This window comes from Kribbella sp. NPDC055071 (assembly GCF_053608045.1).
Map to the genome: position 1 here is coordinate 1 of NZ_JBSGUS010000002.1, position 19,068 is coordinate 19,068.

The 19,068-nt window shown below is 68.1% G+C and carries 19 protein-coding genes; 9 read left to right on the top strand and 10 right to left on the bottom strand.

Features of this window, described 5'->3' with window-relative positions:
- Together ACWF4Z_RS03335 and ACWF4Z_RS03340 are read right to left on the bottom strand one after the other, a co-directional pair.
- On the bottom strand, positions 1 to 236 hold a 236-nt coding region (locus ACWF4Z_RS03335; RefSeq protein WP_452241309.1), incomplete at its 3' end, for a hypothetical protein.
- A gap of 238 nt (positions 237 to 474) precedes the next feature.
- Positions 475 to 1,425 (bottom strand): RDD family protein, encoded by a 951-nt coding sequence (locus tag ACWF4Z_RS03340; RefSeq protein ID WP_452241310.1) that lies wholly within the window; start codon positions 1,423 to 1,425, stop codon positions 475 to 477.
- 78 nt (positions 1,426 to 1,503) lie between these two features.
- Between ACWF4Z_RS03340 and ACWF4Z_RS03345 the strand changes: the two genes are divergently transcribed.
- Both ACWF4Z_RS03345 and ACWF4Z_RS03350 read left to right on the top strand, forming a co-directional pair.
- The gene (locus ACWF4Z_RS03345; protein WP_452241311.1) at positions 1,504 to 2,499 is read left to right on the top strand and encodes a stage II sporulation protein M; all 996 of its coding nucleotides are present in this window, start codon (positions 1,504 to 1,506) and stop codon (positions 2,497 to 2,499) included.
- A 27-nt stretch (positions 2,500 to 2,526) separates the two neighbouring features.
- The gene (locus tag ACWF4Z_RS03350) at positions 2,527 to 3,291 is read left to right on the top strand and encodes a DUF1206 domain-containing protein (protein ID WP_452241312.1); all 765 of its coding nucleotides are present in this window, start codon (positions 2,527 to 2,529) and stop codon (positions 3,289 to 3,291) included.
- A gap of 1 nt (position 3,292) precedes the next feature.
- Here ACWF4Z_RS03350 and ACWF4Z_RS03355 read toward each other — a convergent pair whose 3' ends face one another.
- The 3 genes from ACWF4Z_RS03355 to ACWF4Z_RS03365 are packed head-to-tail and all read right to left on the bottom strand — an operon-like array spanning position 3,293 to position 6,434.
- Complete coding sequence (locus ACWF4Z_RS03355) at positions 3,293 to 4,882, bottom strand: ABC transporter permease (protein WP_452241313.1); 1,590 nt, start codon at positions 4,880 to 4,882, stop codon at positions 3,293 to 3,295.
- Entirely contained in the window at positions 4,879 to 5,820 is a 942-nt protein-coding gene (locus tag ACWF4Z_RS03360; RefSeq protein WP_452241314.1) for an ABC transporter ATP-binding protein, read from the bottom strand. The genes ACWF4Z_RS03355 and ACWF4Z_RS03360 overlap by 4 nt, the downstream gene beginning before the upstream one ends.
- Positions 5,821 to 5,822: 2 nt before the next feature.
- On the bottom strand, positions 5,823 to 6,434 hold the full coding sequence (locus tag ACWF4Z_RS03365; protein WP_452241315.1) for a TetR/AcrR family transcriptional regulator: 612 nt from the start codon (positions 6,432 to 6,434) through the stop codon (positions 5,823 to 5,825).
- Between the two features lie 385 nt (positions 6,435 to 6,819).
- Between ACWF4Z_RS03365 and ACWF4Z_RS03370 the strand changes: the two genes are divergently transcribed.
- Together ACWF4Z_RS03370 and ACWF4Z_RS03375 are read left to right on the top strand one after the other, a co-directional pair.
- Entirely contained in the window at positions 6,820 to 7,155 is a 336-nt protein-coding gene (locus ACWF4Z_RS03370; protein ID WP_452241316.1) for an ArsR/SmtB family transcription factor, read from the top strand.
- The gene (locus ACWF4Z_RS03375; protein WP_452241317.1) at positions 7,152 to 7,946 is read left to right on the top strand and encodes a VOC family protein; all 795 of its coding nucleotides are present in this window, start codon (positions 7,152 to 7,154) and stop codon (positions 7,944 to 7,946) included. The genes ACWF4Z_RS03370 and ACWF4Z_RS03375 overlap by 4 nt, the downstream gene beginning before the upstream one ends.
- A gap of 7 nt (positions 7,947 to 7,953) precedes the next feature.
- Here ACWF4Z_RS03375 and ACWF4Z_RS03380 read toward each other — a convergent pair whose 3' ends face one another.
- Genes ACWF4Z_RS03380 through ACWF4Z_RS03400 form a run of 5 tightly spaced genes read right to left on the bottom strand, consistent with a single transcriptional unit; the run spans position 7,954 to position 12,983 of the window.
- Positions 7,954 to 9,246, bottom strand: a complete 1,293-nt coding sequence (locus tag ACWF4Z_RS03380; RefSeq protein WP_452241318.1) for a DUF58 domain-containing protein — start codon at positions 9,244 to 9,246, stop codon at positions 7,954 to 7,956.
- Positions 9,246 to 10,217, bottom strand: a complete 972-nt coding sequence (locus ACWF4Z_RS03385; RefSeq protein ID WP_452241319.1) for an AAA family ATPase — start codon at positions 10,215 to 10,217, stop codon at positions 9,246 to 9,248. Before ACWF4Z_RS03385 ends, ACWF4Z_RS03380 begins: the two co-directional genes overlap by 1 nt.
- Positions 10,214 to 11,350: a DUF4350 domain-containing protein gene (locus ACWF4Z_RS03390; RefSeq protein ID WP_452241320.1), complete on the bottom strand. Its 1,137-nt coding sequence runs from the start codon at positions 11,348 to 11,350 to the stop codon at positions 10,214 to 10,216. The genes ACWF4Z_RS03385 and ACWF4Z_RS03390 overlap by 4 nt, the downstream gene beginning before the upstream one ends.
- The gene (locus ACWF4Z_RS03395) at positions 11,347 to 11,970 is read right to left on the bottom strand and encodes a DUF4129 domain-containing protein (RefSeq protein WP_452241321.1); all 624 of its coding nucleotides are present in this window, start codon (positions 11,968 to 11,970) and stop codon (positions 11,347 to 11,349) included. Before ACWF4Z_RS03395 ends, ACWF4Z_RS03390 begins: the two co-directional genes overlap by 4 nt.
- Positions 11,967 to 12,983, bottom strand: coding sequence for a hypothetical protein (locus ACWF4Z_RS03400; protein ID WP_452241322.1), 1,017 nt, complete (start codon positions 12,981 to 12,983; stop codon positions 11,967 to 11,969). The genes ACWF4Z_RS03395 and ACWF4Z_RS03400 overlap by 4 nt, the downstream gene beginning before the upstream one ends.
- Positions 12,984 to 13,198: 215 nt before the next feature.
- On the opposite strand from ACWF4Z_RS03400, the gene mtrA reads away from it, so the two are divergent.
- The 5 genes from mtrA to hpf all read left to right on the top strand — a co-directional run bounded on the left by mtrA (position 13,199) and on the right by hpf (position 19,022).
- On the top strand, positions 13,199 to 13,876 hold the full coding sequence (gene mtrA, locus ACWF4Z_RS03405) for an MtrAB system response regulator MtrA (RefSeq protein WP_131345780.1): 678 nt from the start codon (positions 13,199 to 13,201) through the stop codon (positions 13,874 to 13,876).
- 50 nt (positions 13,877 to 13,926) lie between these two features.
- The gene (gene mtrB, locus ACWF4Z_RS03410; protein ID WP_452241323.1) at positions 13,927 to 15,675 is read left to right on the top strand and encodes an MtrAB system histidine kinase MtrB; all 1,749 of its coding nucleotides are present in this window, start codon (positions 13,927 to 13,929) and stop codon (positions 15,673 to 15,675) included.
- A complete protein-coding gene (locus ACWF4Z_RS03415) occupies positions 15,672 to 17,453 on the top strand; it encodes an LpqB family beta-propeller domain-containing protein (protein ID WP_452241324.1) in 1,782 nt (593 codons plus the stop codon). Before mtrB ends, ACWF4Z_RS03415 begins: the two co-directional genes overlap by 4 nt.
- A 113-nt stretch (positions 17,454 to 17,566) precedes the next feature.
- The gene (locus tag ACWF4Z_RS03420; RefSeq protein ID WP_452241325.1) at positions 17,567 to 18,148 is read left to right on the top strand and encodes a ComF family protein; all 582 of its coding nucleotides are present in this window, start codon (positions 17,567 to 17,569) and stop codon (positions 18,146 to 18,148) included.
- Between the two features lie 250 nt (positions 18,149 to 18,398).
- Positions 18,399 to 19,022: a ribosome hibernation-promoting factor, HPF/YfiA family gene (gene hpf, locus ACWF4Z_RS03425; protein ID WP_452241930.1), complete on the top strand. Its 624-nt coding sequence runs from the start codon at positions 18,399 to 18,401 to the stop codon at positions 19,020 to 19,022.
- Positions 19,023 to 19,068 lie beyond the last annotated feature (46 nt).

Here is a 19,068-nt window from a genome sequence, read left to right on the forward strand (position 1 = left end):
GACGCGGCACGGGTGACATTCCCCGAGTCCCTGAACACCGCAACGACCTGCTCACGCAGCTCATCAGTGATGACCGTCCGCCGCCGGCCCGACCCACGCCCAAGCGCCCGCAAAATCTCATAACCACGACCGCGCGTGATCCCCAACACCTCACACGCAGCCGCTACCGGTGCCCCGCCATCCACCAACCGCAACAACGCACCACCGTGACACTCAAAATCCTCCACAAACGACATGGCCGCCGCAACTCCTCAAATCGAGGTGTTGCGACGACCACGTGAACCCGCCGGTTGGTGGGGGCGCCTTGCTGTTGGTGGGTGGCTGAGCTTACTGCGGAGGAGAAGAAGAAGGCAGCATTCACTCAGTCGGCTGGCCTGCGGGATGAGCGGGCTCGGCCGGTTCGGCTGGTTCAGCTGGCCTGCTGGATCAGCAGGCTCGGCTGGCAGCTGTGCGGGATGAGCTGGTTCGGCTGGTTCAGGTCCAGTGGTTGCTGCCGGGGGTGGCCCAGCCTTGGGGGTTGAGGGTGGCTGGGCGGGGGCCGGGGGGTGGTGGGGGTGGGATGAAGGGGCCGGGCGGGGGTGTGGGGGCTTGTGCGCCGTACGGGCTGGGTGGCGCGAAGGGGCCTGCCGGGATCGCGTACGACGGGGCAAACGGGCCGGTGTGGACAGGCCGGTTGGTGGCTAGGCGGGCTAGCTCTCGGCGGCGGCGTTCGGCCAGTACGGCGGACAGGTACGCGGGAGCGATGATCGGGACCGGTGGGGCCGGCGCGGTGAGCTGGGCGACCCGGGAGGCTAGCGCGTCACCCAGTGCGATGCGGGCGTCAGGTTGTAGCTCGGTGAAGCGGGCCAGGTAGTCGCGGGACGCGTTGGCCAGGTCATCGGAGAGGCGCGAGAGCTCGAGCGACTGCGCCCACTGGACCAGGTGACCCGGGACGAAGAGTGGCGGTGAGGCCATCGGCTGGTGGCGTTCGCGGATGACGACCGTACCGGCGACCATGTCACCGATCCGCTTGCCCTGCTTGTTCATCAGGCTCGCAGCGATCCCCGGACAGGCCGCGAACCACGGCGCGAAGTCGACGAAGAACCACATCAACGTCCGCACCAGCGCGTGCCGGAACCGGATCGAGCTGCCGTCGTCGCGCACCACCTTCAGGCCCAGCACCATCTTGCCCAGCGTCCGGCCGCGGGTCAGAGTCTCCATCACGACGCGATAGCCGATCACGACGAGCAGCACGACGATGAAGATCAGCGCACCCGCCAACGCCTCACTCGCCCCGGTGAAGAGAAACCCGGCGAGCAGTGAGATCAGTACGCCGAGAACGGTGAACTGCAGCAGCACGTCGATCGCACAGGCCAGCGCCCGCGTCGGCATCCGGGCAATCCGCACCTGAAGGACGACCGCTTCGCCCGTAACCAGCTGAGACACTTCGGCCGCCACCTCCCCTAGACACCGCGTCCGGCTAGTCTGCCAGCGTAAAGGGACACTAGCGGAGGAGGTGCGGCTGTGGACGTCGAAGCGTTCGTCTCGGTGCACCAGCCGCAGTGGGACCGGCTGGCGTATCTCACCCGCCGCCAGCGTCGCCTCTCCGGTGCTGAGGCCGAGGAGCTCGTCACGCTGTACCAGCGCGTGGGCACTCACCTCTCCGCGCTCAGAGCCGCAGGTGCGGACCCGGTGTCGATCGGACGCCTCTCCGGTCTGATCGCCGACGCACGCGGTGCCGTGACCGGCGCACAGGCTCCCGTCTGGCGTGACATCTCCAAGTACTTCCTGGTGAGCTTCCCAGCGGCTCTCTACGCGTCCAGACGCTGGTGGGTCACGATCGGCCTGCTCTTCTACCTCGTCGTCGCATGGACCGCCTGGCGAATCGTGGTGCATCCGGAGGTCGCGGCCTCGATCGGTACCCCGGCCGAGATCCAGCAGCTCGTCAACCACGACTTCGAGTCCTACTACTCGGAGAACCCGGCCCGGGACTTCGCCCTCCGCGTCTGGATCAACAACGCCACCCTGAGTGCCGCAGCGCTCGCACTGGGCGTCCTGTTGATCCCGTCGGTCTTCCTCCTCTGGAACAACGCGCTCAACCTCGGTGTCAGCGCCGGACTGATGATCAGCAACGACAAAGGCGGTCTGTTCTTCAGCCTGATCACGCCGCACGGGCTGCTCGAGCTGACCGCCGTCTTCGTCGCTTCCGCGGCCGGCCTCCGCCTCGGCTGGTCCTGGATCGCACCCGGCGCACGCACCCGCATGCAGGCGCTCGCTCAAACCGGACGTGCCACGGTCGGTATGGCGATCGGACTGGCCGCCGTACTCCTCGTCACCGGTCTGATCGAAGCCTTCGTGACCCCGTACCTCCCAGCCCCGGTTCGGATCTCCATCGGCATCCTCGTCGAGCTCGCCTTCATCACCTACGTCTGGACCCTCGGGCGCCGCGCGTACCGCTCCGGCGAGTACGGCGATGTCGACGAGGTCGACCGCGAGGCCACGGCGCCCGTATCCGCGTAGACCGTCCGCTCCTGGGCACAGGGAGGGATGAGGACCGCCCAGGAAGTCAGACACAGTCAGACGTACCATCTGGCGATCACCGTCGGGTTGATCGCGTACGGCGTCGTCCATCTGCTCATCGGATGGATCGCGCTGCAACTCGCCTGGGGCCAGTCGTCGCAGGAGGCGTCCCAGCAAGGCGCACTCCAGGAGCTTGCGAGCAAGCCGTTCGGCGGAGTGCTGCTCTGGATCGTCGCGATCGGCATGTTCGCGCTGGTGATCTGGCGCGCACTCGAGCTCGCGTACGGCGACCTGAAGCCGGCGAAGAAGGTGTCAGCGGTCGGCCGCGGCGTCGTCTACCTCGTCCTTGGCATCAGCGCGGTGAAGGTCGCGATCGGTTCCGGCAACTCGAGTTCGGGTCAGCAGAAGACGCTCACTGGGCGGATGATGGCGCACGGGCCCGGTCGCGTGGTGATCGTCGCGATCGGCTTGGCGATCATCGGGATCGGCGTCTACCAGATTTACAAGGCCGTCACGAAGAAGTTCACCGAGGACCTCACTCCCGGTGTTCCCGACGGCACGATCCTGGTCGGCCGGATCGGGTACGCCGCGAAGGGCGTCGCGTTCATCGTGGTCGGCGGATTGCTCGGCTGGGCCGCGATCCAGTACGACCCGCAGAAGGCCGGCGGTCTGGACTCCGCGCTGCACACGGTCAAGGAGCAGCCGTTCGGATCCGTGTTGCTCACGATCCTCGCGCTCGGCTTCGCGGCCTTCGGCGTCTACGCGTTTATCTGGTCCCGCAACGCTCGCTGAATCAGCCGACCGGCATGTCCCGCCGACGCAGTCCCGCCAGCCCGGCCAGACCCATAACGGCGGCGATCACGATCAGCGCGATCAGTGGGCCGGCCGAGACCGATCCACCCGGCAACGATGGCAGGTGACTGAACGGCGAGATGTCGCGGACCCAGTCGTCCAAGGCCATTCCGGCGCTGACGAAGCCGATCAGGATGCAGATCACCGGCCCGGCCCAGGCAATTGGCGACAAGCTCGGGATGAACCCGAAGATCGCGATCGCCAGGGCCGCCAGCACCCACACGGCCGGCAGTTGCGCCAGCGCCGCACCGATCAACCGTGGCACTTGACCGCCGACGTCGCCGATCGCCGAGCCGTAGGCGAGACCCTCGGCCAAGCCGGCCGCGAGAAGCACCACGGCCGGCCCGAGCAGACTGAACACGAGGTGGCTCGCCGCCCACTGCAACCGACCGACCGCGGTCGCGAGCACCGGCTCCGCCCGCCCGCTGGCTTCCTCGGTCCGCAGCCGCAAGGTCGCCTGGACCGCGTACGCCGATGCGATCAACCCGACCAGCGTCATCACACCCGCCAAGAACGAGTCGATCAACCCACTCGACCCACCAAGCCGCGCGAACGCCTCCTGGACCCGCGAATCGTCCTTCATCAGATCCCCGACACCCTCGGCCACACCGCCGAAAAGCAAGCCCAGTAAGGCGAATCCGATCGTCCATGCAGTCAGCAGTCCGCGGTGCAGTCGCCAGGCGAGTGCCAGGGGTGAGCCGAGTGCTCCCTCCGCCGGTCCTGGCCGGGCGGGCAACAGTCCGGCGCCGACATCCCGCCGTACGGAGAGATAACTGGCGACAACAACGAGTACGACGGTTGCCGCTAGCACCAAAACCGCGAGCCACCATTGGTTGTCGCCGTACGGACGAATGCGTTGGGCCCAGCCGATCGGGGAGACCCAGGACAGCCACGCGAGGGGTCCGTGCGTGTGCTCGCTGGTGTCGCCGGCTGCTCGCAGGACGTACGCCGCGCCGAGCACGCTGATCGCGATCCCGCGCGCCGTCGTCGCACTCGCGGTCAGTTGCGCGGCCACTGCACCGACGGCCGCGAAGAGGACGCCGGTGCCGCCGTATTCGATGCCGATGGCAACTGATCCGGCCCAGGGAAGGTCCTGGCTGTGCATGCCGATGGCAAGCAACCCGGCGAGCACGACGTTCGCGCCGAAGATCGACAGCAGCGCCGCGGCGAGTTGTGCGTGCCGGCCGACGACGCTCGAGCCGAGCAGCTCGCGGCGTCCGGTCTCCTCTTCGACGCGGGTGTGCCGGATCACCGTGAGCAGGCTGATCAGCCCGATCATCACCGGCACGAATCCCAGTCGCCACGTGACGAACTCACCCAGGCTGGTGCCGGAAAGTTCGCCGTACAAGGTGATGAAGCCGGCGTTGCTCGCATACTTGATCCGGGACTCCGGCGTCGGGAACAGGTCGCCGTACGTCTGCACGTAGCTGACCGAGATCGCGACCAGGAACAGGGTCCACAGCGGCAGCACGATCCGGTCCCGTCGCAGGATCAACCGGATCAGGCCGCCCGTACCCGCGAGCGTCTTCACTGTGACACCTTCTCCGGCTCGTACAGCCGCAGGAACAGCTCCTCCAGCGACGGTGGCTGACTGACCAGACTCCGTACGCCGATCTCCGTCAATCGGCGCAGCACCGGATTGATCTGGTCCGTGTCCACATCGAACCGAACCCGTCCGTCGTCCACCTGCAGGTCGTGCACGCCCGTCAGTTGCGCCAGCCCATCCATCGACCCGGCCAGCCCGTCCATCGACCCGGCCGGCCCGTCCGTCGACCCGGCCAGCTCGGCCTGGATCGACGTACGGGTCAGGTGCCGCAGGTCGGACAGAGTGCCGCTCTCGACCGCCCGACCGGCCCGGATGATCGTGACGCGGTCGCAGAGCGCCTCGACCTCGGACAGGATGTGGCTGGACAGCAGAACCGTCCGCCCATCCCGGTCGCTCGCCTCCTGGACGACCTCGCGGAACACCTCCTCCATCAACGGGTCCAGCCCCGAGGTCGGCTCGTCGAGGAGCAGCAGCTCGACATCGGAGGCGAGCGCGGAGACCAGCGCGACCTTCTGCCGGTTGCCCTTCGAGTACGTGCGCGCCTTCTTCCGCGGGTCGAGGTCGAACCGCTCGAGCAACTCGGCCTTGCGCTTCTTGTCCACCCCGCCGCGCATCCGGCCGAGCAGGTCGATCGCCTCGCCGCCGGACAGGTTCGGCCACAGCGTCACGTCACCGGGCACGTACGCGAGCCGGCGGTGGAGCTCGGTCGCGTCCGACCAGGGGTCGCCGTCGAGTAGTCGCGCCGTACCAGAGGTTGCCCGGGTCAGCCCGAGCAGGATGCGGATCGTCGTGGTCTTCCCCGCGCCGTTCGGGCCGAGGAAGCCGTGGACCTCGCCCGTACGCACCTCGAGCTCGAGGCCGTCCAGGGCATGCGTCCGTCCGAATGTCTTGACCAGACCTTCCGTGCTGATGGCAGCCGGCATGATCAGTTCTCCTCAGAGTGTTTTTTGCGTAGTTGCTCTGCTTGTTCCGGCGTGATCAGGGGGATGGCGAAGACCTCCATCAGCGCCTGGCCGATCCGCGCGTATCCCGCCGGCGAGGTGATGTCCTCGCCGAGCGCCTTCGAGATCTGGTCCCGGAAGACGAAAGTGCTCAACTTGATCGCCGCCATCGCGGCCGCGTACGCGCGCCGGTCGGTGGGCTCGATGCCGTACGACGTGCTCCACTCCTCGATCGTCTCGACGGCACCGAGGAACAGCGCGGTCGCCGTTTCCGAGCCGTCCATCATCGAGCGGACCAGGTAGAGCTGCAGCGGGAAGACGCGGGGATGCATGCTCGCCGGGTCCAGGCCGGCAACGCCCTCGGAGGTCGACACCTCGGCGCTGATCGCGGCCATCCGCTCCTTCGCGTACTGGTCGCAGAACTCGCGCAGCGCCTCCTTCGACCCGAAGTGGTGCCGGACCAGCCCGGACGACACACCGGCCTCGGCGGCGACGTCGCGGATCGACGCACCCTCGATCCCGCGCTCGCCGAACAGCCGGATCGCCGCGTCCCGAATCCGCGCCCGCGCCGTCAGATCATCGACCTGTCGATCCATCACCCACACCCCCTCGCTACACGCTCGCACAGTCCACTACACGATCGTGTAGCAGACTGCCCACCCGTGTCAACCCGCCACCCCCGACCCCCGACCCCCGACCCCCGACCCGCGAGCCGCGACCCGCCACCCCGACACGCGACCCCCACCCGCGACCACCCAACCCCCGACCCGCAGCCCCCGACCCGCAGCCCCCGGCCCCCGCACGCGCTCAAGAGGCCGACTTTGTGCACCGAGTCCGTATTTCCGCCTCGTCGAAGTACGGACTGCGTGCACAAAGTCGGGTCTAAAGCCGGGTCTAAAGGCCGGGGGGCGGCGGCGGTGTGGGTTCGGTGGGTCGTTCGAGGTGTTGACAATAGTTAACGAGACGGAGAATTATTGCGACATGGTGGAAGATCTAGCGGACCGGTTCTTCGAGGTACTCGCGGACCCGACTCGACGGCAGGTGGTCAAGCTCCTGGGCGAAGGCCCGCAGCGAGCCGGCCAGCTGGCCGCGGCGACCGGTGCTTCGTCGCCGGCAATGAGTCGGCACCTGAAGATCCTGCTGGCGGCCGGGTTGGTCGCCGACGAGCGCGTCCCTGACGACGCGCGGGTCCGGCTCTTCCACCTCAACCCCGAGCCCGTGGTCGCGGTCCAGGCCTGGCTCGACCAGGTGCAGGCGCACTGGCGCGAGCAGTTGGGCTCGTTCAAACGGCATATCGAGCAGAAGGAGTCGTCATGACCGAACAGTCCGCCACGGCCTCCGTCGAGGTGGCCGCCGACCCGGCGACCGCGTTCACGGTGTTCACCGCGGAGATCGACCTGTGGTGGGTGCGCGGCCCGATCAACTTCTTCGACGCCGCCCGCGCGATCGAGATGCGGATCGAGCCCGGCGTCGGTGGCCGCATCCTGGAGGTCTACCAGGACGACGCGCTCGAGCTCGGCACGATCACCCTCTGGGAGCCGGGCGCCGTCTTCGCGTACCGCAGCTCGGTCGACGACACCGAGACGGAGGTCCGCTTCGACCCGACGAACGACGGCACGCGCGTCACCGTCGTACAGGCCCTGGTCCAGGGTGGCACGAAGGCCTTCTACTTCTGGCCCAACGTCGTCACCTGGTTCGCCCAGTGGAACACCCGCCGCGACTCCGCGCCGCGCACCCCTCGCGAGGTCGACCGGCTGGCAATCGCCTTGTACTACGAGGATCCCGCCGCAGCCGCCCGTTGGCTGCACACCGTCTTCGGCCTCGACTCCTGGGACCGAATCCCCGCCGACGGCGAACGCCGCACCTGGATCGAGCTGCACGTAGGAGCCCGCGCCATCCTCCTGTTCAAACTCACCGAAGGCCACGTCAACGGCCACGACCACAACATCTGGATCTACGTCGACGACCTCGACGCCCACTTCACCCACGCCCAGTCCAACAACGCCAAAATCCTCACCGAAATCCACCAACACGGCTACCGCATCTACGAAGCCGAAGACCTGGAAGGCCACCACTGGACCTTCGCCCAAGCCCGCCCCACGATGTGATCCCGCGTTACAGGCGGCCGGCTTTTTTGAGGGTTAGGTAGGTGTCGGCGAGGGCTGGGGGGAGGTGGTCGGGGTCTTCGTCTACCACGGTGGCGCCGGCTTTGGTGAGGATGGCGGTTACCCGGTCTCGGTCGAGGCGGGTGCGGGCGGCGGAGGCGGCGGCGTAGACCTCGGGGAGGTCGGAGCGGGTGGACTCCAGTTCGGTGAGGCGGGGGTCGGCGACGGAGGCCAGGACTACTACGTGGCGGCGGAGCAGGGGGCCGATGACCGGGAGGAGGGACTCCTCGATGACGGCTGGGTCGAGGCCGGTGAGGAGGACTACCAGGGAGCGTTGGCCCAGGCGTTCCAGGACTTGCGAGACGACGATGCGGAAGTCGGTCTGGACCAGCTCGGCTTCGACGTTCGCGAGGGCGTTGACGAACGACGGGAGGACGTCTTCGGGAGCGGGACGTCGTACGTCGGCCCGTACGGCGGAATCGCAGGCCAGCAAGGAGACTCGGTCACCCGCTCGGGTCGCCAACGCGGCCAGGAGAAGCGCCGCATCCATCGCATGGTCGAGCCGGGGCGCGTCACCGACTCGGCCGGCGGACATGCGGCCGGAGTCGATCACGATGGCGACCTGGCGGTCCCGTTCGGGCCGCCAGGTTCGCAGTACGACGTTGCCGCGGCGAGCGGTCGCCCGCCAGTCGATGCTGCGGACGTCATCCCCTGGCACGTAGTCACGCAGCGAATCGAACTCCGTGCCCTGACCGCGCACCAGCAACGCCGTACGGCCATCAAGCTCCCGCAACCGCGCCAACCGCGACGGCAGGTGCTTCCGGCTCTTGAACGGCGGCAGCGCCCGGACCGTCCACGGGACTCGATGCGAACCCTGTCGACCGGCAAAACCAAGCGGACCGATCGACCGAACCGTCACCCGCTCCGCATGCCGGTCACCACGGCGCGTTGGCACCAGATGCGTGACCAGTCGACGTCGTTCGCCGGCGGGCAGGTCCAGCTTGTGCGGACGATCCAGTACGCCGGCAGACGGCGGCCATGCGTCCCGCACCAACCCCCGCACCCGTCGACCCGGGTTCGTCACCAGCAGGGTCACCACGGCCTGCTCGCCGAGCCGGATGGCGGTGTCACCCTCACGACTCCACTGCAGCCGCCGAGGCGACCCGGCCACCAGGATGTCGACCAGACACACCAGCAGCACGACCGCGACCACGAGGCCGATACCGCTCCAGCTGGGCAGCACCAGAGCGACGAACACCACCCCAGCCGCAGCCAGCAACCCGGCCCTGCCTGTGACAACCATCAGCGGGGGACTGGGACCGTGGCCAACACGCTTTCGAGGACCGCGTCGGCGCTGACCCCTTCGAGCTCGGCCTCGGGCCGCACCTGGACTCGATGCCGGAGGCAAGGACGTGCCATCGCCTTCACGTCGTCCGGGATCACATAGTCGCGTCCCGACAACCAGGCCCAGGCCCGCGACACCGCCAGCAGCGCAGTGGCGCCACGCGGCGACACCCCGAGCTGGAGCGACGGCGACTGCCGCGTCGCACGGCACAGGTCCACCACGTAAGCCAGCACGTCATCCCGAACCGCAACCCGCCGTACGGCGTTCTGACCGGCCAGCAAATGCTCGGGTCCGGCCACCGGACGCAACCCTGCGGCCGCCAGGTCCCGCGGATCGAACCCCTGCGCATGCCGAGCCAGTACGGCGATCTCCAGATCGCGCGGCGGGATGTCCAGCGTCACCTTCAGCAGGAACCGGTCCAACTGGGCCTCAGGCAACGGATAGGTGCCCTCGTACTCGATCGGGTTCTGCGTGGCTGCCACCACGAAGGGCGCCGGCAGCAGACGCGGTTCGCCGTCGACCGTGACCTGCCGCTCCTCCATCGCCTCCAGCAGCGCGGCCTGCGTCTTCGGCGGGGTCCGGTTGATCTCGTCGGCCAGGAGGATGTTCGTGAACACCGGCCCCCGACGGAACTCGAACTCCGCCGTCTTCGCGTCGTACACGAGCGATCCGGTGACGTCGCCCGGCATCAGGTCCGGCGTGAACTGCACCCGCTTGGTGTCCAACCGCATCGCCATCGACAACGCACGCACCATCAGGGTCTTCGCCGTACCAGGCACACCCTCCAGCAGCACGTGGCCGCGGCACAGCAGCGCGAGCACCAGTGCGGTCACAGCGGTGTCCTGACCGACCACCGCCTTGCCGATCTCGGTCCGCAGCGCGACCAGCGCCTGCCTGGCCTGGTCGGCGGTGACCTCGATAGTCGTCACGGGTGTCGTACCTCCTGCGTCAGTACGTCGAGTTCGTGGGAGAGGGACATCAGAGCGGCGTCATCAGCGGGCGCGAGACCGTAGAGCAGTTCATACAGCATGACGGGATCCCGTCCGGTTCGAGCCGCGATTGTCGCAACAACAGCGCTCGGCTCGGTCCGCTGGGGGATACCGTGCGCCTTGTGCAGTTTGCCCAGCGCAGACTCGCGCAGCGCCGCGGCAGCACGGTCGCGGGCCCGTGAGCGCCGATAGAGCCGCGCCCGGCCTTCGGTGGTCTCCGCGGCCCGCACGATCACCGGCAGCCGCTCAGCCACCACAGGTCCGAGCCGCCGCCCCCGCCAAAGCGCAACCATCAGTACGGCGAAAGCCGCGGCCCAGCCGACGTAACGAACCTCCGGCGGAACTAGCGCATCCGTATCCGGACCCGAAGAATCACTGGACTCCCACTCCGGCAGATACCAGGTCAGCTCCTGGCGGGTGCCGAGCAGGTTGAGCGCCAGAGCCGCATTGCCGTCGTGAGCCAACTCGGCATTGGTGAACGACCGCGGCGTACCGACCACGTCGACAATCCGGTCGGACGAGGCCAGCCGGACCACTGTGTTCGTGATGCCATCGCCGTAGCACCGCTGCGCGTCGTCCGGTGCGGAGTACGTCGATCCACTCACGGTCACCGAGCCCGCCTTCACCGCGGCCGGCAGATCACACCCGGGCTCGCGGCTGAGCCACGACAGCGACTGGCCGTTGTCCTGCACACCTGGCGCGAGCACCTCCAGCGCCGCGGGCGCTGGGCGGATCAAGATCAGGTGACTCCACCGCGCAGCCGCGATCCGCTGCCACGACGACCGATCCAACGATCCCGACGGCCCGATGATCAGTGCTTTGCCGTCTCCGGGCTGCACGGCATCGTCGAGCCGCGAAGTGCTGTGCACATTGACGTTGTGGTTCTTCAGCAACGCAGCCAGCCCACGTGCCCCGTCCGGCTCGGTGGAGTCCGGACTGAACGGTCCCGAGGTCCGTGCGGTCCCGGCGATCATGATGACGATGGCAACCAGTACGACGGCGCCCGTCAGCAGCATCGGGACCCGCAGGACCCGCCAGCTCTCCCCGGCACTCCGCCCGACCGCCGTACTCATGCAGACACCCGAGCAGTCCGCGCCGCGTCATCGGCAGCCACAACAACGGCGTACCGCTCCGGCGTACCCAGACGGTTGCCGTAGACAACCTCTGTGAAGACCAGGGCCGCCGGTTGCAGCGGTGCCCTCAGGCCGGGCGAGGCGCGCCCGGCATCCGCGACCACCTCGTACGCCGTCCGCCCAGCTCGCTCATCCAGAATGGTCCGCTCGGTGAGCTCGGAAACGCACGCCCGGAAGCGACTCCGGATCGCCAGCGCATAGTCGCCGGACGCGGCCTCCCGCTCGGCTTGGGCCCGGTACGTGACGGACGAGTGCGGTTTGCTCGTGTCGAACACCGCCTCCGTCGTCTTGCGGCTGGTCCGCAGTACGCCGGCTCGCCAGAGCACGACGACCACGATCAGCACCAGCAAACCGATCAGCATGGCCAGTCCGGCGTGGCCGTTGGACGAGGTGCCGCTGAGGTTGCCCAGGAGGTCGGAGATCCACTCCAGCACCTTCGTGATCGCCTTCTCGATCAGAGAGCCGCCCGACTCCCGGTACGTCGACTTGGACAGCTCGTTGGCCGCCTCCTGTGCCGCCTGGTCCCGGCCGATGTCCACGGGAGGTTCCAGAAAGATCACGCCGTACCCCCTGGTCCCAGAGCGGGACGCATCCACAGGTCGAGGCCTTCCCGCCGTACGCGAAGGTCCAGGTAGATCAGAGCCTGTACGGCGGACATGAACGCCAAGCTCGCGATCAGCGTCACCACCGTCGCGAGTCCGACCGCCGCACCGAGCACGGCCGCGATGATGGTCCCTGTGGTGCTGTCACCGCTGTCCGCCCACGAACCAACCGTCAGCACCAGCAGCGTGCTGCCGAACTGCAAGGTGTATCCGACGATGTTCACCACCAGACCGCCGAACAGCAGGATCCCGAACACCCGCCAGAACTTGCCCCGCACCAGCCGCCACGACCGCCGCAGCGCACCCCAGATCCCCACCCTGGCAGGGATGTAGAGCCCGATGTCCGGCGCATGCCGCCCTTCCATCAGTACGACGGTGCCGGCGAGCACCAGTCGGATACCGAAGACCACCACGAGGACTGCGCCGACCAGCATCATCACGACCGCCACCGCACCGGCCGCATCGGACGAGATCGCCGACTCCGCACCGGCGCCGAGGCCGAGCACAGCGAGCGCCCAGCCCCCGATCAGCAGCATGAACGACAGCGACTGCATCAGACCGACCGCTGCGAGTGCAGGCAACGCCGGCCGGACCAGCCGCAGTAGGTCCCGCGGCCCGACCCGATGGCCCAACTGACTCCGCACCGCGGCCAGCGCGATGATCCCGGCCAGCATGCTCGACACGACCGTGAACAGCACCAGCTGCACGCCGTACGTCAGCAGCAGCGCCGCACCGGCCTGCTCGAACGGCCCGTCCGAGCCGAGGAACCCGCGCAGCCCACCAGGTACGGCGACCTCGGTGAGGGCCGCCTGGATCGCCACCAGGGCGATTGCGGCCAGTACCGGAAGGCCGAGCATGATCGTCTTGTTCTCGGAGATCGTCCGGGCCGCGTTGTCGAGCAGGTCCGCGGGCAACCACGGGCGCAGTGGTTCACCGGCTGCCTCTTCGTGCAGACGGATGTCGTCGGCCACTGCGTCCCTCCCCTCGCCGGCCCGAATCATGCCTGAGTTTGTGATGAGCCCCGCCGATGCACCATGATCACAGCCCAAACTGGGGTCACCCCGGCGATCCGGCGTGTGCACTACCCGGGGAATGGGACACTATCCGTAGTGCGTACGGTCAGCATCCGCTGGGCGCACAACGAACGGACGGCGAGGAGCAGGGCGTGGCAGATGGTAACCGGACGATGAGAGGGCGCGTCCTCATCGTCGACGACGACACGGCGTTGTCGGAGATGCTCAGCATCGTGCTGCGCAACGAGGGCTACGACACCTATCTGTGCGCGACCGGTGACAAGGCGGTACCGGCGTTCCGTGAGTTCAAGCCCGATCTGTTGCTGCTCGACCTGATGCTGCCCGGGATGGACGGGATCGATGTCTGCCGGGCGATCCGGGCCGAGTCGGGGGTGCCGATCGTGATGCTGACGGCCAAGAGCGACACGGTCGACGTCGTGCTGGGCCTGGAGTCCGGGGCCGACGACTACGTGGTGAAGCCGTTCAAGCCCAAGGAGCTGGTGGCCCGGATCCGGGCCCGGCTGCGGCGGATGGACGAGCCGGGGCCGGAGTCGCTGACGATCGGCGACCTGACCATCGACGTGGCCGGGCACTCGGTGAAGCGGGCCGGCGAGACGATCCAGCTGACGCCGCTGGAGTTCGACCTGCTGGTCTGCCTGGCCTCCAAGCCCTGGCAGGTCTTCACCCGTGAGGTGCTGCTGGAGCAGGTCTGGGGCTACCGGCATGCCGCCGACACGCGCCTGGTCAACGTGCACGTCCAGCGGCTGCGTTCCAAGATCGAGAAGGACCCCGAGCACCCGGAGATCGTCGTCACGGTCCGCGGGGTCGGCTACAAGGCGGGTGCGGACTGATCGAGTACGGACGCGACCAAGAGTCGCAGGCTGCCCCTGAGACCAGCACTGTGACCGCCACGATCGGATCGACGGCGGGCTCGGAGCGGCAGCCACCGGCCCCGCCCGAGCAGGAGGTGGCCGAGGCCCGCGGGACGGAGCTGGAGCTGACCGCCGCCGCGGCGGATTGGCCTGCCTACCCACAGCCGTTGTGGCGGACCCACCCCAAGCACTGGCCGGACATCTGGCGCCGGTCCATCCAGGCCCGGATCGTCACCGGGACCCTGCTGATGTCGACCGTCGTGCTGCTCCTGGTCGGCTGGGTGATGATGAGCCAGGTCACCGACGGGGTGCTCGAGTCCCGTCGTACCAGTGCTCAGGCGGAGGCGCTCGCGCAGCTGACCCAGCTGTCGAACACGATCAACGCCGCCGGCAGCAACACGGTCAACGCGCAACTGTCGGACCTCGTCCTCGGCTCCAACCGACCAGGCCTGTACGACGTTCTCCTCGTGCCGACCGACTCCTCGGTGTCGAACGTGATCCGCTACACCGGTCTGGTCGACAGCGACTCGATCCCGCAGCCCCTGGCGTCCTCGGTGATGAGCGACGAGGACAAGCTCTGGGACACCTACACCCAGATCAATTACCGGGACGGATCGAGCGTCCCGGGTCTGGTGATCGGCTCGCAGCTCCGGATCAAGTCCACCAACGAGAAGTACGCCGTCTACTTCCTCTTCCCGCTCACCGCGCAGCAGGTGACGCTCGACGTCGTCCAGCGCGCCCTGGTGACCGCGGGACTGCTTCTGATCGTGCTGCTCGGCGCTGTGGCCTGGCTGGTCACCCGGCAGGTCGTTACGCCGGTCCGGATGGCACGGCGGATCGCTGAGCGGCTGGCGGCCGGCAAGCTCGAGGAGCGGATGCAGGTCCGCGGGACCGACGACCTGGCCCGGCTGGCGGTTTCGTTCAACAAGATGGCCAGCAACCTGCAGCGTCAGATCCGGCGGCTCGAGGAGCTGTCGCGACTGCAGCGCCGGTTCGTCTCCGATGTCTCACACGAGCTGCGGACGCCGCTGACCACGGTCCGCATGGCTGCCGACCTGCTGCACGAGACCCGCGATCAGTTCGATCCGATCAGCCGCCGCTCGGTGGAGCTCCTGCAGAACGAGCTGAACCGCTTCGAGGAACTGCTCGCCGACCTGCTCGAGATCAGCAGGTTCGACGCCGGTGCGGCCGCGCTCGACCTCGAGGACGTCGACCTGCGCGACATCGTCAACCGCGTCCTGGAGAACCACGAGACCTTGCTGGAACGCAAGGGCTGTGAAGTGGTGCTGGACATGCCGGAGCCGTGCCGCGCCCAGGTGGACTCACGCCGGATCGAGCGCATCCTGCGCAACCTGATCGGCAACGCGATCGAGCACAGCGAAGGAATGCCGATCCGGATCAGCACGGCGTACGACGACGACGCGGCCGCGGTCGGGGTTCGCGATCACGGGATCGGCTTCCGGCCGGAAGAGGCGGAGATGGTGTTCAGCCGGTTCTGGCGCGCCGACCCGGCCCGAGCCAGGACCACCGGGGGCACCGGCCTCGGACTGTCGATCGCCCTCGAGGACGCCAGGCTGCACGGCGGCCGACTGGACGCGTGGGGTTCGCCGGGCGACGGTGCGTACTTCCGACTCACCCTGCCGCGCCGGACCGACGTGACGCTGACCGGCTCGCCGCTTCCGGCCCGCCCGGCCGACGCCAGCTGGGTAGTGACGGAGAAGTCGCTCGTCGACGTCGGAGCGCCGTACCAGAAGCTGACCAGGGGTGACGAGCGGTGAGTCGCCGGCTGCTTGTCGCCGTGCTGGCGGCACTGGTGTTGGTGACCGGCTGCGCGACCGTGCCGACCAAGGGCTCCATCCGCTACGGCACCCGCGAGGGCCTCGCCGGTGATCCTGGTGGCGTCGGTGTGGAAGCCAAGGCGCCACGGAAGGACGCCAAGGCGTTGCCGTTGGTGAGTGGGTTCCTGGAGGCGATGTCAGACTCGTCGGCGTTCGACGTGGCCCGCGAGTACATGACCTCGGACGCCGCGAGCGCGTGGAAGCCGGAGTCGCAGACCGTTGTCTACGACCAGGTCCCGGACCAGCTCACCCCGAAGGACGGCGGGGTGATGCTGACCGCCCGGAAGATCGCGACCATCAACGACCGGGGCGAGTGGATCCCCGCACCGGCAGGTGCGACAGCCGACTTCTTCTTCAAGCTGGCCACCGTCGACGGGCAGCTCCGGGTCGCTTCCACTCCGAACGGCGTGTACCTGGGCAGCAACCAGGTCGATCTGAAGCTCGCCCCGCGTGACCTGTTCTTCTTCACACCGGGCCGCGAGCTGCTCGTGCCCGACCCGGTCTACCTGCCGGTGAACCTGTCATCCGGCCAGGCCGCCACCCAGCTGATCCAGGAGCTGCTGAAGGGGCCGACCTCCCGCCTCGGGAACGGCGTCATCACACTGGCCCCACCTGGCACCGAGGTGCAGGTGTCCGTCCCGGTGGAACTCGGCGTGGCGACGGTCGCGCTCAACGACGCTGCCGGCGCGCTCAGGGAGCCGGACCGGCGGCTGCTCGCGGCCCAGATCGTCTGGACGCTCAACCAGATCAGTCTGCGGGCGAAGATCACCGTAGGCGGCGCACCGCTGCTGCCGGACGACCCGGACGTGCTGCAGTTCGCCAACTTCAGTCAGTTCGACCCGTCCGTGTCCGGTGGGTCGCTCACCGACCTGTACGGCCTCAAGGCGAAGAAGGTGCAGCGGATCGTCGGCCTGGACGGTACGACGGACATCGCCGCCAAGCCGCTCGACACCAGCCAGCTGTCCTTGTACGAGGCGCAGTCGTTCGCGGTGAACCTGCACGGCGGACTCGGCGCGATCGTGACCACCAACAGCAAGGGCGACAAGATCATCGCGTCCGCCCCGCTGGACTCGACCAACAAGGGCCAGCCGGTCAAGGAGTCCCCGAAGGTCGAGGGGCAGGTGCTGCGGCCGAGCTACGACAGCCAGGACAACCTCTGGATCCTGGACCGGGCCGACAGCGCGACGCCACGGTTGCGGATCCTCGACCGCGACGGCGGGCTCAGCACAGTCAAGGTCGACTTCGGTGGTGACACCCCACTGGTGCTGAAGATGGCGCCGGACGGGGTGCGCGCGCTGCTGGTGATGAAGTCCAAGATCGGCGGCAAGACGTACGTCGAGACCGCGACCGCCCAGTCCGCCAACGGTGGCAAGCAGCTGCAGCTCGACCAGTTCCGCCCGCTCCGGCTGCAGCTGAACAACATCACCGACGCAGCCTGGAACAAGCAGGGCATCCTCGTCATCGGCTCGAACCCTGCAGGCAGCAACCCGACACCGCAGCCGTGGCTGGTCAACACCGACGGATCCCGGCTGCAGCTGCTCCCCGGCTCGCCGCCGAGTTTCGCCGCCAAGTTCGTCGTGTCCAACCTCAACACCGACACGTTGCCGGTGGTCCAGGACGTCGAAGGCCACGTGCACTGGCTCAGCCGCGACCTGAGCTGGACGCCGATGGACTCCGACGGCAACGGCCCGCCGATCACGCCGACCTATCCGGGCTGAATGCTGTGCAGGTCCGGGACGCGTTGGTCGATCTTGTCCTGGGTGGGACGTGCGCCGGCTGTGAACGGCCCGGCGTCACTCTGTGTGGTGGTTGCCGGGAGCTACTGGGTGCGGTGACTCCGTTCCGTGCCTGGCCGGACCCACGTCCGCCCGGACTCCCGCCGCCGACCGCGAGTGCGCCGTACGCCGATGAGATCCGCCGACTGATCAATGAGCACAAGGAGAACGCTCGGTACGCGTTGGCGCGTCCGCTCGGGGACGTGCTTACGAGAGCCGTCCTGAGTGCATTGGGAGAGCATCGAGGTGTCTGGGTGTGTCCGGTCCCGTCGGACCGTGGGACGGTACGCAAACGCGGGCACGACCCACTGCGGCGGATCACCAAGGCTGCGGTCCGGGCCCTGCGTAGACAGGGGATCGACGGTCGCCTGGCGGACGCGTTGACCGTCGTACGGCGTCCCGACGACCAGGCCGGACTGTCCGCGGAACGCCGTACCGCCAACCTGGACGGAGCTTTCGCGGTTCGTTCGCGCTGGGCTGAAAGGCTGACGGATCAACCGGTCCTGCTGGTGGACGACGTGATCACCACCGGATCCACGCTCGCGGAGGCCTGCCGGGCCCTGGAATCGCGGGGAATCCCGGTTCTCGGCTGCGCGGTGGTGGCCGCGACCCGACGCCGTTCACCGTCTGGTTCATGAGAACTTCCCTACCGGTTTTCGCCGAAGCCGACTAGCGTTGGCCCATGACACCCGCAGGGGCTTGTCGGGCAAGGATGTGGAGCAGGACCGGATCAGCCGGATTCCTGACCACGGAGCCCGACCGGCTCGATAGCGGGTGTTCTCGTTTCGGGCGCCCCAACCGCCACCAGCACACCGAGCAGGAGGCAGTTCTTCCCATTGGCGGGGGTCCGGAGACGTAACAAGAAGTCGCCGATCGATGGAGGTTTCCGTGGACGTCGTTGTCAAGGGTCATCACTGCGAGGTCAGTGACCGCTTCCGGCAGTACGTCGAGGAAAAACTCGAGCGAATCGAGAAGGTCGATCACCGAGTACTGCGGTGCGAGGTGGAAGTCAGCCAGGAGAAGAACCCGCGACAGCACGATCGAGCGATGCGTGTCGAGCTCACCATGTACACCAAGGGTCCCGTGGTCCGCGCCGAAGCGTGTGGAGAGACCAAGCAGGCGGCGTTCGACGTCTGCCTGGACCGGCTCCGCGCCCAGGTCCGCAAGGCGGCCGACCGGCGCCGGGTGCACCGCGGTGAGCGCCCCGTGGAGGGCCTGCGGCACGTGAACGCGAAACAGCCGCTCAACGGCCACGCACCGGTGGAAGAGACGGTGGCCGAGGAGGGAGTGGCGACGTACAAGGTCGGATCGCTGACGGTCACCGGCGACGGTCCGCTGGTGATGCGCGAGAAGACCCACACCGCCAAGCCGATGTCGCTGGACCAGGCGCTCTACGAGCTCGAGCTGGTCGGACACGACTTCTATCTGTTCGTCGACGCCGACGAGAACCAGCCCAGCGTCGTCTACCGGCGCCGCGGCTACGACTACGGCGTCATCCGGCTGGCCGTCTGACCCGGGAGGAGCTACAACGGAAAGGCCGGGCTCCGAGGAGCCCGGC